12 protein-coding genes are annotated in these 18,232 nt (G+C 36.6%); 7 read left to right on the top strand and 5 right to left on the bottom strand.

Annotated elements, in window-relative coordinates; genetic code table 11:
• Positions 1-8: 8 nt before the first annotated feature.
• The 3 genes from V9G42_08110 to V9G42_08120 are packed head-to-tail and all read right to left on the bottom strand — an operon-like array spanning position 9 to position 5,636.
• Complete coding sequence (locus V9G42_08110; protein MEI2759375.1) at positions 9-3,407, bottom strand: two-component regulator propeller domain-containing protein; 3,399 nt, start codon at positions 3,405-3,407, stop codon at positions 9-11.
• A gap of 46 nt (positions 3,408-3,453) precedes the next feature.
• A complete protein-coding gene (locus V9G42_08115; GenBank protein MEI2759376.1) occupies positions 3,454-4,446 on the bottom strand; it encodes a phosphotransferase in 993 nt (330 codons plus the stop codon).
• Between the two features lie 5 nt (positions 4,447-4,451).
• Positions 4,452-5,636, bottom strand: coding sequence for a glycosyltransferase family 4 protein (locus V9G42_08120; GenBank protein MEI2759377.1), 1,185 nt, complete (start codon positions 5,634-5,636; stop codon positions 4,452-4,454).
• Between the two features lie 143 nt (positions 5,637-5,779).
• On the opposite strand from V9G42_08120, the gene V9G42_08125 reads away from it, so the two are divergent.
• The 7 genes from V9G42_08125 (at position 5,780) to V9G42_08155 (ending at position 14,995) form a co-directional block, all read left to right on the top strand.
• Positions 5,780-7,555 carry a DNA polymerase III subunit gamma/tau gene (locus V9G42_08125; protein ID MEI2759378.1) on the top strand — a complete coding sequence of 592 codons (1,776 nt, stop codon included), beginning with the start codon at positions 5,780-5,782 and terminating at the stop codon, positions 7,553-7,555.
• 42 nt (positions 7,556-7,597) lie between these two features.
• Positions 7,598-8,482, top strand: coding sequence for a flavin reductase family protein (locus V9G42_08130; GenBank protein MEI2759379.1), 885 nt, complete (start codon positions 7,598-7,600; stop codon positions 8,480-8,482).
• 328 nt (positions 8,483-8,810) lie between these two features.
• Positions 8,811-9,776 (top strand): T9SS type A sorting domain-containing protein, encoded by a 966-nt coding sequence (locus tag V9G42_08135; GenBank protein MEI2759380.1) that lies wholly within the window; start codon positions 8,811-8,813, stop codon positions 9,774-9,776.
• An 11-nt stretch (positions 9,777-9,787) separates the two neighbouring features.
• On the top strand, positions 9,788-10,444 hold the full coding sequence (locus V9G42_08140; GenBank protein MEI2759381.1) for a hypothetical protein: 657 nt from the start codon (positions 9,788-9,790) through the stop codon (positions 10,442-10,444).
• Positions 10,445-10,762: 318 nt separating this feature from the next.
• Positions 10,763-11,317, top strand: a complete 555-nt coding sequence (locus tag V9G42_08145) for a hypothetical protein (GenBank protein ID MEI2759382.1) — start codon at positions 10,763-10,765, stop codon at positions 11,315-11,317.
• A gap of 5 nt (positions 11,318-11,322) precedes the next feature.
• Entirely contained in the window at positions 11,323-12,285 is a 963-nt protein-coding gene (locus V9G42_08150) for a hypothetical protein (protein MEI2759383.1), read from the top strand.
• A 4-nt stretch (positions 12,286-12,289) separates the two neighbouring features.
• Positions 12,290-14,995 carry a tail fiber domain-containing protein gene (locus V9G42_08155; GenBank protein MEI2759384.1) on the top strand — a complete coding sequence of 902 codons (2,706 nt, stop codon included), beginning with the start codon at positions 12,290-12,292 and terminating at the stop codon, positions 14,993-14,995.
• Between the two features lie 69 nt (positions 14,996-15,064).
• On the opposite strand, the gene V9G42_08160 is transcribed toward V9G42_08155, so the two are convergent.
• Both V9G42_08160 and V9G42_08165 read right to left on the bottom strand, forming a co-directional pair.
• The gene (locus V9G42_08160; GenBank protein ID MEI2759385.1) at positions 15,065-17,221 is read right to left on the bottom strand and encodes an OmpA family protein; all 2,157 of its coding nucleotides are present in this window, start codon (positions 17,219-17,221) and stop codon (positions 15,065-15,067) included.
• A 20-nt stretch (positions 17,222-17,241) separates the two neighbouring features.
• Positions 17,242-18,231, bottom strand: a complete 990-nt coding sequence (locus V9G42_08165) for a type IX secretion system membrane protein PorP/SprF (GenBank protein MEI2759386.1) — start codon at positions 18,229-18,231, stop codon at positions 17,242-17,244.
• Between the last annotated feature and the right edge of the window lies 1 nt (position 18,232).

Here is an 18,232-nt window from a genome sequence, read left to right on the forward strand (position 1 = left end):
TGAAAAATTTAATACGATGGTTTAAATTTAATTATCACTTTTAATCCGTTAATGTTTTCTACCGTCACTTTCCCGTCTATCTGATCGCTCAATACATTCACTAATTGAATACCTAATGTGTCAGCAGTATCAAAATCTTTCCCGTCAGGTAATCCTTTTCCATTGTCGGCAATGCTTAACAGATAATGGTCATCTTCTTTTTTAAATGTCACCCAAATTATTCCTTCATTATCTCCAAAGGCATGTTTAATAGCATTACTTACAAGTTCATTAATTATCAGCCCACATGGTACTGCCGTATCAATGTCCAAAGATATTTTTTCTGCTTCAATCTGCAAACGTATTTTTTGAGGATTGGCATTTTGAGATTGCATAATGGTTTCACAAAGACGTTTGATGTAATCATCAAAATCAATGCGTGATGTTCCATCACTTTGATAGAAACGGTCATGTATCAAAGCCATTGAGCGTATTCTGTCCTGTCCTTCTTTTAATATTTTATGAGAGGCCTTGTCTTGTAAATAAGCACTTTGCAGGTTGAACAAGCTTACAATAATCTGCAAATTGTTTTTTACCCTATGATGGATTTCTTTTAAAAGAATATTTTTTTCGTCTAACGATTCGCGAATTTGCTGCTCCATCTTTTTGTGCAAAGTAATGTCTGTGTCTATAACAACAATATTACTCAATTCATTTTTATCATTAAATACCGGTGTCAGTGTACTGGAAGTCCACAGTGGTTGTCCATTGGGTTGTGTGATTTTAGTCTCGTAAATAACAGACTTATGTTCTTCCAGGCAGTCTTTAATGATTGTTTTTATATTTTCATTATGCGACAGTTGTGTCAACTTACTGCCTTGCTTACGTATTATTTCCTCCATAGTATAGCCATGCATGCGGGTATAGCCTTCATTGACAAAGTCAAGATTCAGGTTATGGTCAAAAATCATAACAGCATTATCTGTTTCGCTGGCCACAATTGAAAGTTTTTCAAGCTGCATATTATTTTCTCTTAGCTGATGTGTGCGCTCATTGATTTTCTGCCTCAGTTGAAGTTGAGCATTGCGTAAACTTCGTGTTCTTAATTTTAGTATAATTAAGATGATTAATATCAATGCAACTAAGTAAATGAAATAAAAAAAGTTTGTTCGCCAAACAGGTGATTTTACCTTAAAATCGTAAGTCAATGCCGGACTCCAATCATGACCATTGGCTGTTGCCTGCACCTGAAATGTGTAATTCCCAGGGGGGAGGTTAGAATAGTTTGCAATGTTCAAGTTGGTTGCAGGTACCCAAAAGTCATCAAAGCCATTCAGCTTCCATCGAAATTGTAAAGCATCGGGTGATGCAAAATAAATTCCGGTAAAATGAAAATTAAGATTGTTATAGCCATAAGGAAAAACAGGATTCACAGGTAAACCTGTAATGCTGTCAATAGAAAATCCTTGTTCAGACCAGTTTACCTCGCGCATGTAGGCTTTAATAGATTGTAATAAAACTACAGGGGTTGTACTTTTACTGTAGCCGGAGTTTGGATTGTAACGAACAGCACCGTTAACTGTAGCAAACCAAAGAAAGCCGTCTTTATCATAAGTGGCAGCATTGGTTTCAACACCATAAAATCCATTACTCTTGTCGAAGTGGATGATATTTATAAAATCTCTTTTCAGATAAGTATTCCAGTCAATTCTATCAATGCCAAGTGGTGTGCCCATCCACAGATAATTGTTGTCGCTTGCAACAGTTAAAATTCTATTGTTGAACAACCCATTGCCAATTTCAAGATGCCTGATAGCAGTTGTCCCCGGCTTTTTTGAAAAAATATAAACGCCAAAATCAAAAGTTGAAAAGATAATATTTCCTTCTATATCCTGTGCAATTGAAGTAATAGGGGTCTTATTGAGATTCAATTTGTCATTAAGGGATACTGCTGTTTCGTTATGCATAAAATATAGGCCTTGCAAAGTGCCAACCCAAATTAAACCTTGCCGGTCCTGAAATAAGTAACGAATGTTATCATTCTGCAAACCGTTGAGTTTATTTAAAACTCTCAGGCTGTTGTTGCTATAAATATATATGCCGCGATCGGTACCAAACCATATACTTCCGTTACGGTGTGCCATTACAGCATAAATAATTTTATTGTTAAGTAAATCGAATGGAAAAGAAATTTTAGATAAGTCAGCTGAAACGAATGCGGGACCATTAGAAGTTCCAAACCAAAAATTTTGTGAAACATCCTGAGCTATACTCCAAATTGTGGCACGATTGAGTGTGCTTTCGAAAGGAGGTGTATAAACGGTGTTACCATGGATGTAATTCAATCCGCCATTGACAATCCCAAACCAAATTCTGTTTAAATGATCGGTATATGCTGTAAGCAGTCGGTTGTCATTAAATCCGTTTTCTGTTGTATAAGTAATAAAGCGTCCACCTGAATAACGGCATAGTCCGCGTGGTGTACCAACCCAAATGTTCCCCTCATTGTCTTCTTTCATGCACAAAATATTGTTGTCGGTAAGACCTTCATCTTTGGTCAACGCGAAAAAACGTCCATGATCTATCAGGCACATACCATTGCCATAGGTGCTGAACCATTTATTCTTTTTATAATCTTCAAGAATGGCAGTAACTTTTTTAACAGAAACGCCTTTGCTAATATCAAAAGCACTGAACTTTCCATTTTGATAAACGCTGATTCCTTCATTGGTTCCTGCCCAAATACTACCATCATTCATTTCAGAAATTTGATAAATAATATTTCCTGTCAGCCCTTCGTTGAAGGTAAAGTTGGTAAACTGATTACCATCGTACTTCGACAATCCGTTGGTCGTTCCTATCCATATATTGCCTTTGCTGTCAGCCAGCAAACAAGTAACTTCATTACTCACCAAGCCTTTCAAGATGGTGTAACTTGAAAAACGTGCTCCATCAAAACTATTCAGCCCTTCTGAAGTGCCAATCCAATAACGCCCTGTTTTATCCTGAGTGATAGCAGTAGCATTATTGCTGAGCAACCCATTATCAATAGTGTAGAATTTTTTTCTGATACCATTGAAGACTCCGATGCCACCACGTGTTATTGCCATCCAAAGATTTCCTTTATTGTCTTCGTAAAATGCTTTTATAGGATTGAACGATGCAGGGTTGTCTTGTTCAAAGCGATAAAAATTGGAGCCATCAAACCAACAGGCACCATTCATGGTTCCTATCCAAAGTTTACCTGTTTTATCCTGATGAACGGCATTAACCTGATTGCTGGGCATGCCATTGGCAATAGTGTAGGTGGTGAAGTTGTAATGCTGACCTTGCACTGCAGAACTGACAAGCATCGCCAGTGCAATAAAAAACAATGGCATTTTCATGATGCTTTTGTTTTTTAAATTCAGACTTATATTATCCTTCACTTGCATTTATTTTTTTTAACTTTCAGATTGGAATTAATCTCTTTAATTAAATTAGATAATCTTCAGACTTCAACCAATCAAATCCGTTTTCGGCAATATGTTTCATTCTGTTAAAGTAATTTAACTGTGCATGGTTGAGTTTGGTTACATCCCATGCTTTAAATAGATAGGCATAGACAAAAATTCCTCGTAAGTGCAGTAAGTCAGGCATGAATTTTAACTGTTCGGGGTTAAAACGATTGTGTTTTTGATACCCTTTCATAAAACTATCCAAAAAATAGCGCACCCAGCCTCTGCGGTTAAAATCATTTACGCCATTGTAGTTAACAGCAAAAAATAACGGACATGAAATATCGTTTACAAACCATGTATAACATGCATCTTCACAGTCGAACAGTGTAAGACGGCCATTTTCTACCATAAAATTTCCTCTGTGAATGTCGTTATGCACAACACCAAATGAATCTGAGGTGGAAGGCAATTGTTTAACTGTATTGAGTAATTGCGTCCAATATTTCCATGATTTAATCTCTGATTTTGGCAAATAGATTTCTGCCATCTGATTTGATTTTTCGGGCCAGATGGTTCTTTTTTTAATTGTGTCAGGAGGCGAATATGTTTTTGAACATTGATGAATCATTCCTGTAATTTTCCCCATTTGGGCAATGGTATTACTGTTCCAGTTTTTTTCACCCAATTCAACGCCTGGTGCTGCATTAAATTTCACAACACTGAAATAAGAATCGCCTGTTGTAACTTTTTCACATAGATTGTTGTTGACAGAAGCTAATGGGTTTGATACCGGAATTTTATTGTCATGCAGAAAGTTTATCCAGTATATTTCGGAGTTCACTGTATCAAAACATTGATGTGAGGAATGTGTCAGTCGGAGAATAAAATTTTTATCGCCCTCATGGAAACGATAAACTATGTTCACATTATCGCGAAGTAAGGTCAGATCAGAAAACTTAATGTTATAAAGTTTTGCAGCCTCAGAAACAGCCTCATTGGAAAGTGCTGCACGTACAAGTTCGTTCATTTTTTTTAATGGTTGACAATGGTGTTGTAAAGTTTTTGAAGTTGTAGTGCGCAGGGTTTAATATCAAAATTTTCTATTACATGTTGTCTTGCCGCAGTTGCATATTGCTGATAAGTGTTGTTGTTCATATTGTAAAAAGTACGGATAGAACCGGCTAAGGCATCTGCATCTTTTTCGGGAGTAAGAAGGCCTGTTTTGCCATGAATAACCTCCTCGGGAATGTCGCAATGTGTGGTTGAGATTACAGGCATTCCTGTACACTGTGCATCGAGTAATACAATAGGTGCACCACCTTCGCAGTCACGAGTGTCGGAGTAGCAACTTGGGTGAATAAAAACATGGTATTGCCCGAAGAATTCATAAAGCTTTGTAAATTCAATAAAGCCAATAAAGCGAACTTTATGTTCAATATTATGTTGTTTTACCAACGCTTCCAATTTACTTTTAATATTCTCCAACTCACTGCCTACAAAAGTCAGTGTCATATTCGGGCAGTCGTTTAGTGCCTTAATAAAAGCCTGAAGGGTATAAATATGTCCTTTTTTCTGACTGTAATTTGACAGTTGCAGCAAATGAAGTTCGCCTTCGTTCTTAGTTCTTGCAATGGCAGGGATTTTAGAGGTCTCCACACCAAGATGCACAACATGAACCTTTGCAGGGTCGCAACCCTGATTGACCAGGATAGAAGCGCCAAAAGCGCCCTCACAAACAAAGCCATCAGCCTTTTCATAAAGTGATTGATAGCGCTTTTTCCATTCCTGAAAACGAAAAGGCAGACTTTCATAATCAAAACCATAAAAGGAAACAAAATAGTGGAGCCCTGTAATTTTTTTAAGTTCTATATATTGCCATCCCATATTGGCAAAGTGTGTGTGAATTAGTTCCACACCATTTTCCTTTGCCCATTTGCCGATATATTCAAAATAGTGTTTGTTTTTTCGTAGAATGGCTATGCGATTTATGATTTTTGAAAAAATATTTTTGGCGTTATCACGTCCTTCCAGCAAATCCGGACTAATATAATTCGGCATGGGCAATAAGTTTATTTTTGGTGTAACAAATTGCTCATTGTAATAACGATAGGCTGCAACATTTACTTCTATATCAGGAAGATTGTTGAGCATCCTGAACACCCAATTCTGGGCATTAGGTAAATAACTTTCAAAAAGTTGCAGTGTTTTTACTGCCATAAAATACCATGTTTTTATTTCATGCTAAATACGACATTTCCATCTGTAATTTGCATGGTTTTCATAAATCTTTATTAAAAACTTACTGTTGAAACCCGAATAGAAATGTATTTGATTAAATTTGCTAAGAATTTAGAACCATTATGAGTAATTTTGTTGTTTCAGCACGCAAATACAGGCCTTCATCATTTGACACTGTAGTAGGGCAAGGGCATATAACTACAACCCTGAAGAATGCAATAAAGAGCAATCATCTGGCACAGGCCTTTTTGTTTTGTGGACCAAGAGGTGTAGGTAAAACTACCTGCGCGCGTATTCTTGCTAAAACCATTAATTGCACTAACATTACAGCAAATACAGAAGCATGTAATGAATGCGATTCATGTATTTCGTTCAACAACGGGCAATCGCTCAATATTTTTGAACTCGATGCAGCAAGTAACAACTCTGTAGATGATATCCGTAATTTGGTTGATCAGGTTCGTTTTGCGCCTGCAAGTGGTCAGTATAAAATATATATTATTGATGAGGTTCACATGCTTTCGTCCGGAGCTTTCAATGCCTTTCTGAAAACATTGGAAGAGCCACCACCTTATGCTATTTTTATTTTAGCTACAACAGAGAAGCATAAAATTATTCCCACTATTTTATCACGGTGTCAGATTTTTGATTTCAACCGAATACAGGTAGAAGATATTTCTAAACACTTACAGCAAATTGCCGTGAAAGAAAATATTGAGGCAGACCCCGAAGCGTTGCACATAATTGCACAGAAGGCCGAAGGGGCATTGCGTGATGCATTATCCATTTTCGATCAGATGGTTACTTTTTCTGGCAATAAGGTTACCTACAAAGATGTCATCAACAACCTAAACGTACTCGACTATGAATATTATTTCCGCATTACAGACCAGATTTTGTCTGGAAATATCTCTTCAGTGTTGTTGACTTTTAATGAGTTGTTGAATGAAGGTTTTGACGGTCATCATTTTATTGCCGGACTTTCAGGGCATTTTCGTGATTTAATGGTTGCCAAGGATGAAATTACATTGCAGTTGTTAGAAGTAACAGAGACAGTACGCGAAAAGTATAAAACGCAAAGCAAGGCTGTTGAGTTACCTGTTATATTAAGGTTGATAGATATTTGCAATGCATGTGATTTGTCATACAAGAGTGTACGCAACCAAAGGCTGCATGTGGAAATTGCTTTGATGAAAATGTGTGCATTGTCAGGCAAGCTTACGGTAAATGAAAATGCAATGGCAGCAAAGCCCATAGTAGTTGAAAAAATTGCAGTTGAGAAAACAACTGTTGCAGCATCAATAGCTCAAGCCCCCAAAAATGAACCTGATGTAACTCCGGTTAAGCAGGAGACAGTCAAGCCCGAAACAAAAAAGCCGGAGCCTGCAAAATCCGAAGTTGCAAAAGCTCCAGCTTCACCACCGGCAGGGCAGTCTATAGCCACAATTTCATTGTCAGGACTTAATGCAAAGAATGTGACACCTGATAAAACAGAGCCTACAGAAGTAAAGTCTGAAAAAAAAAATGACAAACCTGTTTTAATTGAGGAACTAAACCGGGTATGGGGTTTGTTTGCCGTGCTGCAAGACAATAATGGCAATACCAATCTCTCTAAAGCAATGCTTAGAAAAGTGCCTGAGTTGATTAATGATACAGAAATTCATGTCGCATTTGACAATCAGGTGCTCCGTGAAAATTTAATGGCAGTGAAAAGTGAATTTCTTGAATATTTCAAAAGAGAATTACAGAACGATTTTCTGACTTTGGAAGCTCGAGTTGAAGTATCAGAGAAAGTTCTTGATGTACCATATACTGCAAGAGACAAGTTTAAAAAAATGGTTGAAAAAAATCCGGAACTTGAAAACTTCAGAAAGCAGTTTGACCTCAACTTAGATTAGTCAATTATAAAATCCCGACATTTTTTTTAAAAGAAGTAACTAATGATAATAGATCCCACACAAATAAAAACAGGTGAGTTTCATGCAATGATGCTTGGTGCTGTTGCACCACGCCCCATTGCCTTTGCCAGTACGGTTGATAAAGATGGTAACCCCAACTTGAGTCCTTTTAGTTTTTATAATGCCTTTGGCAGTAAACCACCAATACTTGTTTTCAGCCCGGCACGCAGAGTGCGCGACAACACCATTAAACACACGTTGCAAAATGTGCAAGAAACAAGAGAGGTAGTGATTGGTTCTGTAAATTACAATATAGTACATCAGGCATCATTAGCAAGTTGCGAATATCCTGAAGATGTAAATGAATTTGAAAAAGCAGGATTCACTGCAGTAAAGGCAGAGAAAATAAAGCCTTTTCTGATAAAAGAATCACCGGTAAATTTTGAATGTAAAGTTTTAGATGTTATTGAAACAGGCAAGTTAGGTGGTGCAGCTAATTTAATCATTTGCGAAATATTACTGATGCATGTACATGATGATATATTGAATGAGAGTGGAAGAATTGAACCTGATAAGATTGACCTGGTAGCGCGTATGGGAGGTGATTTTTATTGCAGAGCATCCGGCAGTGCAGTGTTCACAGTGCCTAAACCCAATCATAAGTTGGGTATTGGTTTCGATAAGATTCCGGAAACAATACGGTTGAGTGAAGTACTAACGGGTAACGACTTGGCGCAGTTAGCTAATGAAGAAACATTTCCTACAGCAGATGAAGTGCATCAATTCAATACGGCTGAAGAGATGACAAAGTTCAACGAGGCGCTAGCTGCTGATCCAACAAATGCAAAACTTGCCAGGCATCTGGCCGCAAGAAAGTTGATTCATGTAGGAAAAATTAAAGAAGCCTGGATGTTGCTATTGGCATGATAAAACACGACAAGTAAGTTGTTAAATCCGGTATTATTGTGTATTAATGTAAGATAGTGTTCAATAAAAAAAGATCCCAAAACATTTGTTTTTAAAATTTAAACACTTACTTTTACACTACTAAATAACCATGCCATGATAGAAAATAAACTTTGTTTGCCTTTATCGGGGAGTTGGCTGCGCTTTTTTTAGTTCGCAGCCACAACAGAAATCTTTTTTACATTTCTTGCTTTTACAAATTATTAATTAAATAATCCATAAATCTTTAATTGGGTAAAATGCAAGGTGATGCACCTGTTTTGGATTTAAGGATAAAAAGAAACTCAAAATGAAAAAATTTATACTATTAATTACCATTTACTGCTTTTTAATACAAACATCGGAAGCACAAATTAATTTAGTTAGAAACTATTCATTTGAAGATACAATAAGTTGTATAACAGGTGGCGGCCAAGTTTCAAAAGCAAGGTATTGGCAAATTGTATCTTTTACCCCAGATTATTTTCATACTTGTAGTCCTTTTTGGCAAGTAGGAATACCATTTAATAATTTTGGATTCCAATGGCCTAATACAGGAGAGGCTTATATGGGCGCAATTTCCTATTCCGCAAGCACACCTTTATATAGAGAATGTATTGGGCAGCAACTTTTCTCAGCTTTAAGCATAGGTGTTAAATACTATGTTACCTTGAAAGTTTGTTTAGCTTTTAGTCCAAGTACAGGTTGGAATGCTGCATGTAATAAAATAGGGGTTTTATTATCTACAACAAATTATTTAAATGATTCGAATATAATAAACAACTGGTGTCAAGTATCTTCTGATTCTATAATAAAAGATTCCATAAATTGGGTTACGGTAAGAGGGTCTTTTATTGCGGACTCCGCCTATTCTTTTATTACAATTGGTAATTTATTTAGCAATGCCAATACTGATACAATTAACTTGTCACCATCAAATACACATCAAGTATATTATTACCTTGATGATGTTTGCCTTTCTACAGATTCACTTTTTTGTGAATCATTAACTGTATTGCCTGAAGTAATTCACAATACAAAATTAGGTATTTATCCAAGCCCTGCCAAAGACAAGATACATATAGAAAACCTGCCTTCAAGCACAGTTTCGATTGAAATTATTAATGTGAACGGTATTATAATAAAAAAGATTTATCCTATAGGAAGGAAAAATTTAGTTGAAGATATTTCTATATATCAAGAAGGAATTTATATTTTAAAATTTAATTATGAATATTCAGAAAATACAGTGAAATTTATTAAATCTAACTATTAAATAAGTTTATTATGAGAACAAAATTATTTTGTACAGTAGTTGCGTTTACTTTAATTAGTGTTACATTGAACGCACAGCAGTGGAATGTTTTTGGAGGTAATTACCTCGCTGGTGCTGAATATATAGGAGCAAATGGAACAAGTATATTCCCATTAGAATTAAAGACAATTCCACCTTTGTCCATCAATTTTTATACTAATAATTTACCACGCGCCACAATACTTGGCAACGGCAGAGTAGGAATAGGAATCAATAATCCGTTGTGGCAATTAGATGTAGCCGATGAGATTAACATATCTCAGCCACGTAACTATTTTATGATAGGAGGCGAAACAGTGCTTCACAATGCCGGAACAGAAAATATTTTTACCGGTGTAAATTGTGGAAAAGATATTTTGGCAGGAAATGTTTCGGGAAACATGAATACTTTCAATGGATTTTCTGCCGGTGAGTTTGCTTCTGGAAATGATAATGTTTTTATTGGGCATAGCGCAGGACGATATAGTAACGGACAATCCAATATATTTATTGGTACTTCTGCCGGCATCAACAATCTTGGTGATTACAATTCAATAGTTGGTTTTACAGCTGGAATGTATTTAACCACAGGAAATGAAAATACCTTTATGGGATTACGCGCAGGCGAATGTAATACAACAGGAAGCTAAAACACCTTTTATGGGTCACGCGCAGGTATTGGTCAAAATCCAGCAACACCAATTGTTGGCCTCAACAATTCTTTTTTTGGTTATGCCAGTGGTCAAGCAATTAAAGATGGTAATGAAAATATTTTTGCCGGAAGTCATTCCGGAAATAGCAATAGCTCCGGTTCATATAATACTTTCATTGGCAGCAATGCAGGATACTATAATGATAAAGGTACTTATAATACTTATATTGGAAATAATGCAGGGTCGCCTGTTAATTTTAATCTTCATTATGCATCAGCTATAGGCGCCAATGCCACAGTGCTAAACGACAATAAAATGATATTAGGCGATAATAATGTAAATGTAGGCATCGGATTATCGAATGTTGCAGGAGGGCCACTCACCAAACTGCAAATAGTAAGCGGAGTTAATCAGCCTCAATTTCGAATATCATACAATTATGTCAATAATATACATGCTGATTTTCAAACCACTTCAACGGGTATGTTGAAGGTAAACCCCACAGGTCATTTTACAGGGTTTGATTTAGCAGGAGCACCTTCCAATGTAGTGGATATTAATTCCTCATCTACCAGCGTGAGCGGCCTTCGTTTACGAAATTTAAGTGTGCTAACCACACCGGGTTCAGGAAAGGTTTTAAGTATTAATAATAATGGCGATGTGATACTAGTGAATGACATTGGTGGCGTCAGTGTTAACAGTACCTGCACCACACCCCAAACCACCTTTGAAGTAAACGGCACCATAACCACCAAACAACTCATCATAGCAAACGAAAACCAAAAGCAAGATGTAACGGCCATGCTCAACGAACTAAAAAATGAAATAGCCCAACTAAAAGAACAGTTAAATCAAATAACAAAAAATTAAAGTTGATGAAAAAACTTATACTACTTATTTTAACTTTTGCTTGCATGTTTTGCAATGCTCAAATTAATTTAGTGCCTAACCCGAGTTTTGAGGATACGGTAAGTTGCCCATTAGTGCCTAATCAAGTTGAGAAAGCACTCTACTGGAGCTCTTACCGTCCTACACCGGATTATTATAATTATTGCAGTAGTATGCAAATGGGAATGACAGGTGTTCCATATAATTTTTTGGGATTCCAATATCCACATTCTGGAGATGCTTTTATGGGAATGATACCTTATGAATTAACAGGACCAACTTACCGAGAGTATATAGGAGTTCAATTATTGCAACCAACAATAATTGGCCAGAAATATTTTGTTACCTTTTATGTTAATTTTAATGGAACAATAGGTTTTACTATTGCAATAAATAAGCTCGGTGTCGCTTTATCAACAGTGTCTTATTCTGATCTAAACCCATATCCGATTACAAATAATCCTATTGCCTATTCCGACTCAATTTATACAGACTCGCTAAATTGGTCAAAGGTTCAATTGTCTTTTGTAGCTGACTCTGCTTATAACTATCTGATTCTAGGTAATTTTTTTGATGATGTAAATACAGACACACTGAATCTTGGTATTTTTAATACTCATTCATACTATTATATAGATGATGTTTGTTTATCCACTGATTCTGTTTATTGTTCTGGCGTTGCAAATTTCAACGAAGTAATTAATCAGGATTTTTCATCTCTCGTAAAAGAAATAAAAATAAACGAAAACAATATAACTATTGATTTTAATAAGTTGTATCATCACAAATCTGTTGTAATTTATTCTTATGATGGGAAATTAATTTACAATATAAAAACTCAATTAAATGAAATTAATATACCAACGCCCTCATCAAACTCTATTTATTTGATTTATTGTACATCAGGGAATATAGTTTATTCAAAAAAAATTCAAATATTAAACAAATAAATTTATGAAAACAACAACAAACATTCTAATTCTTTTGTCAATCTCTAATTTGGCATTTTCACAAGTAGATGGACTAACCCATACGGCTGGAGGTGCTAACTGGTATGTGGGGTGGGATAACACAATTCCTTCCAGTACAGTTCCGTTAGTCATCCAGCACCAAGGTCAGCAGCCAATACAATTTTGGCATAATGATTTGAATCTGGGAAATACTGTAATAAGAAGAGCAGAATTTACTGTAGGTCAATCTATGCTTGAGAATAATGGAACAGTTGCACGAACTGATGGCTTAAGGATTTGGAATCCAGGATATGCTAACTCTGTTGCTTATGGTGCTGAACAAGCATTGGATATTTGGACAGGCGTTGGCAACAGTACTCATATACGTTTTGATGGGAGTGGATTGCTTCAATCTACCAATAATCAATTTGAAATTTTTGGCAGATTAAATGGATTTTGGTTTAATGCTGCACCATTACAATGGCAGCAAAATAACTTTAGGTCAAACTATGTTTGGAATATAGACAGCATAGAGGTGGGAAGGTATTCAAACAGCAATAATGCTCAAAGAGGTTTTATGCGATGGGGCTTGCAGCCAAATCCTGTTGCCCCTGTTGATGCTGCAAGAAGAGTAGAAATTTATGATAGAGATAATGTGCCACAGTTTAGAATTACTCAAACAAATGCTTCTATTTTTACTGATTTTCAAACTACATTAAATGGTGATTTGTACATCAATCCCGTTAGAAACGGAACCTATCGTTTTGTAGGAATAAACACAGCAAGCCCACAAAATACACTTGAAATAAATTCTAATGCAAACTATGCTGCCGGTCAACCGGGAGCAAGCGGCTTGCGGTTTACGGATTTGCGCTTAGGCTCACAAGAAGGTACTTCTAATGGTAAAGTACTTAGTGTTGACAATAATGGCGATGTTATTTTGGTGAGGGATATTGGTGGCGGTAGTGTCAACAGCACCTGCACCACACAGGATATTATAGCCCGGTTTGACAATACGGGAAATGTTATTCAATGCAGCGATATTTACAACAATGCAGCTTCTACTTCTAATAACAGAATAGGTTTTTTTACTACCAATCCACGTTATAAATTTCAATGTGAGGGGACATCTTTTTTTACAACAAACCAAGTTACACCACTTACTCCAAACTATGGCCTACAACACCCAAATTCACCTGTTATAATTGACTCAAAAAGTAATGAAGGCCTTTCTATTTTACACACAGCTAATGGATATAATAAAGATTTAATGCGAATTTATGGTGATAACAATATGCAATATCATATTCGAATGGTAGGCACACCCACAGGAATGAATGTAGCCAACAGCTTAACAATAGAACATGAGGATAACGGTGGAAACATTGAAAGTTGGTTAGCTTTTGATCCCGGTACAAACACTTGTGTAATGCAAGGAAATTATAGTGGTTCTATACCCGGCAATCATTCAAAATTATATGTGGAGGCGCAGAACCCAATCCCGACCTCCTCAGGAAACAACATGTTTGATGCAATAAGAGCGGTTAACACAAATACTGTCACTGTTTCAACAACAAGGTTAACAGGAGTAAATGCCGAATGTGTTGGAACACGCTTGACTGCAGGTCAACCTATTTATAATATTGGTGGGGCGTTCAAGGGTTCGGGAGCAAATTCATCCTCTTCATCTAATGCGTTTAATTATGGTGTTTCAGGAGAAGCTTTTGGAAACAATTCAATGGTTAATAACTATGGCGGATTTTTTCGAAGTTTAGGAACAGGTTATAGCAACTGTGGTGTTTATAGTATAGCACAAAATGTAAGTCAGCTTAGCTATGGTATTTATACTGCAGCAAGAGGTGGTACTTCAGTTAATTATGGCATTTACGCACTTTCACTTAGCAATAATTGTATTAATGGAAATTGCTCAAGTGCAGCAGGATTTTTTAATGGAAGAGTTTACGCCACCAATAATTATTACCATACCAGTGATTCTACATTAAAACAGAACATTGTTCCTGCACCACAAAGCGATACTTTGCTCAACAATTTATCAATTTATAAATTTAATTACGACACACTCAATAATTATGGTCTTTCATTAGAAGGCGGTACTCATTATGGTGTAATTGCACAGGAAGTACAACAAGTATTGCCACAATTAGTAAAGAATTTCTTGCAGCCTGCCGAGTATGATTCATCAGGTGCAATAATCAGTCAACAGAAAGATATTCTTGCAGTAAACTACACGGAGTTTATACCGCTGCTGATAGCAGGATATAAAAGTCAGGCTAAGGAGATAGACACCTTAACCAGCCAATTAACTACATTGCAAAGCAGGCTCGATTCGTTGGTTATGGCGGTAGCCTCATGCTGCAATGCGCCCTTGTTAAATCAAAACAATAGCAGCAATCAACAAACCATAGAGCTGGATAACACACCGGCAATCATATTGGGCAATGACCCCAATCCATTTGCAGAAAACACCACCATCAGTTGGAACATTCCACAACAGGATACAAAAACAATAAATGCCATGCTTGTTTTTTACAATCAGAACGGCAGCATATTAAAGTCGGTTAAAATACATCAGGCAGGAGCAGGCTCGCTGTTGGTTTATGGCAGCAATCTTTCATCGGGTCAATACAGCTATTCGTTGGTGGTCAATAATAAAACCATTAAAACCAAACAAATGGTAAAGGTAAAATAGTGCGTTTTAAAAACAAACGAGGGCGGCTGCATTCGCAGCCGCCCTCGTTTGTTTTATTGCTGTTTCAACTTATTTTACATTCAGCACTTTAAACTCAGTACGTCTATTTTGCTGATGTTCTTCTTCTGTGCAAGGCACAACTCGTGTCCCCTCACATTCACAATGATTAATCAGTTTTGATTCACCATAGCCTTTGTAAGTCATCCTTGAGGCCTCAACACCTTTTTTAACGATGTATTGTACGGCAGACTTAGCACGTTTTTCGGAAAGATCCATGTTGTATTTGTAACTTGCACGACAGTCGGTATGTGAGCCTAATTCTATCTGCATCTTAGGATACTTTTTCATGATGTCAACTAACTTATCCAATTCTTTTGCAGCATCAGGTCTGATGTTCCATTTGGCTAAATCGTAATAAATATTGTCAACACGAATTACATCACCCTGACAGAAGAATCCAAAGTCTGCTTTTAAAACGGTTGACTTCGTCAATCCAATAGTAGAACGGTCAGCAAAGTTATCAGCGCAATTTTCTCTAAAGGTCATAACTTTGTAGTTAGTCTCCGGTTCTAAGTCAAAATGGTAATTTCCATTTGCGTCAGTAAGCGTTTCGGTTTCTTTATTTGTTTTTAAATTCATCAGTTTAACCGGATGGTTAGTTAATGATGATTTGTCTTCTTCCAAATAAACATGACCTTCAAGAGTAAATGCAGGGATTTTTGATAATGGAATTTTTATTGTCTGTGGCTCATCATTCACACCATTGATAGACACTTTATTTTCTTTGTATTCATTTTTCGATGCAATGAAATCGTAATTCTGTCCTATAGATAAACATGATTTGAATTTACCTTTGTCATCAGTTTGTACTTCGGCAAAGTTATTCCCTCCTTCGTTGATTACAACTTTGGCATTGGCAAGCGGCAGATTGGTTTCTTTGTCATAAACCAAACCATCCAACGGCACACAGTTCTTTTTAAACATGTACAAGTCGTCATTCTCATTTTTTGTGTCACGGTTTGATGTCAGATAACCACACATGTTTTTCTTATCGTAAACATAAGCAAAGTCATCAAAAGTTGAATTGAGCGGGCCTCCAATATTTTCTGCAGTTTTGAATTTTCCGTTTTCAAAAACACATTTAAAAATGTCTAATCCTCCCATGCCACTCCGACCATTTGAAGAGAAGTACAAACTGCCCTCATGATCGATATATGGAAATACTTCATTCTCTGTGGTGTTTACCTCTGCGCCAAGATTAACTGGCTTTTCCCAATCGCCATTTACTCTGTTGCAAACCCAAATATCCATGCCTCCTTTTCCACCCGGCATATCGCTGGCGAAATAAAGTTTATTGCCGTCTTTTGAAATAAATGGATGCGCACAGGAGTAAGCCTTATTATTATATTTAAATTCTTTAAAAGAATCAAATTTTCCGTTAACCTTTGTAGCACTGAATATTTTTAGCCTGACTATTCTATTCTGATCGCGTACAATTTTTCCATTCTCCTCATAATTGCGTGTAATGTACATTTCGTTTCCATCAGAAGAAAATGAAACAGGGCCGTCATTGTATTTTGATTTATCAGCAAGTTCGAGTAAAACAGGAGTGCTGAAATTATTTTCTTTACCCTTGCTGAACCATAATGAAAGATATGGTTTGGATGTCCAGTCCTGTGTTTTGCTTTTGCCTTCTTCGCGCGAAGAGGCGAATACAATTCCATCTTCATAAGGTACAGCACACATATCACTATTTACTGAGTTTATCAATAAACGTTTAACTAGCCATGAGTCTTGAGCCTTGCTGTAAGCGTTGTTTTTTAGCGCCATTAATTGTTCGGCAACTAATTTGTCATCCGGTTTTTTTGCCAAATATTTCTCAAGATGCATTTCGGCTTTGTCTTTTTTGTCAAGACTTATCAGCACTTTGGCATATTGAAGATGTTCGTTATTGGTTGCATTGGTGTCTGCTGTTATTTTCTCATACCATTTTTCGGCATCTTTATATTGATTGTTCTTTCTGTAACAGTCGGCAAGTTTTGAGGCCGTGCCATGATGATATTCTTTGGAGAGAACTTTCTCATAGAGCGGTATTGCTTTTCCATAACTGTACTTGGAATAAAGCTGGTCGGCAAGAACCAAATCATCTTGCTGTGCAAAACTTGCTGTTGTAATTAAAAGTGCTACAACTGCAAAAAATATTTTCTTTATCTGTGGTGCTATCATTGTTCAGTATATTAATTTGGTTAGAAGAAACGAGGGCTAAGCACACCTGTGCGTTTAAGCGGTATGTCATATCCAAGTGTTATCTCATGTGTGCCGGAATTATATTTGTTCAGCTGATTAGTGGTGTAATCATAAGAGTAGCCAAGGCGAAGTTGTTTGGTAAGATTAACTTGTGCAAAAACTGAAGCGGCAGCACCTGTTCTGTAGGTGGCACCAATCCAGAAAATTTCATTGAAGTATGCAGCTAATGTAACATCTGCCTGAATGGTAGCTCCATCTGATGCTTTTATCATAGTCATTGGTTTTAATTTTATTTCAGGACTGATATCAAACACATATCCACCGGTCAGAAAGTAATGAAAGTTCTGATGTGTAAATTTATTTTTAATATCTCCGCCATTCACTGAGTCAATATAGTTTTCTATCAGTCGTGGTATTGAAAATCCTGCATAAAAACGTTTGGTGTTGTAATAGATTCCAAATCCTGCATTGGGAACTAATTTCGATACATTCTGACTGAACTGAATGTCGTTAGGATCATGGGTCACTACATCAAGATAGTTTTCTCGCATGTGGATAAGACCTGCCTGAAGTCCGAAAGCCAATCTGCCATATTCGCTTGTTTGCAAACGATAGGCGTAGTTGGTGAAAAATCCTACTTTCTTTTCTACACCTATTGATTCATTCATGAAAGACAAACCTAATCCCACTTTTTTATTTTTTACAGGACCATGTATGGAAACAGTTTGTGTTTTTGGTGCACCTTCCATTCCCACCCATTGATTTCTGTACAATGCAGTTGCCGATATCTGATCGCGCGAACCTGCATAAGCCGGGTTGATAAACATTTCGTTAAACATGTATTGTGTAAACAATGGGTCGTACTGTGCACTGGCTTTAATGCTGCATATAGAGGTCAGTAATACTGACATAACCCATATTTTTTTTATTGTTGAATACATTGCTATACTGTTTTTATTGTTGTGAATTCTGTTTATTGCTTCTTTCATA

The sequence above is a fragment of the Bacteroidia bacterium genome (assembly GCA_037045145.1).
In the GTDB taxonomy this organism is placed as follows: Bacteria; Bacteroidota; Bacteroidia; order AKYH767-A; family OLB10; genus OLB10.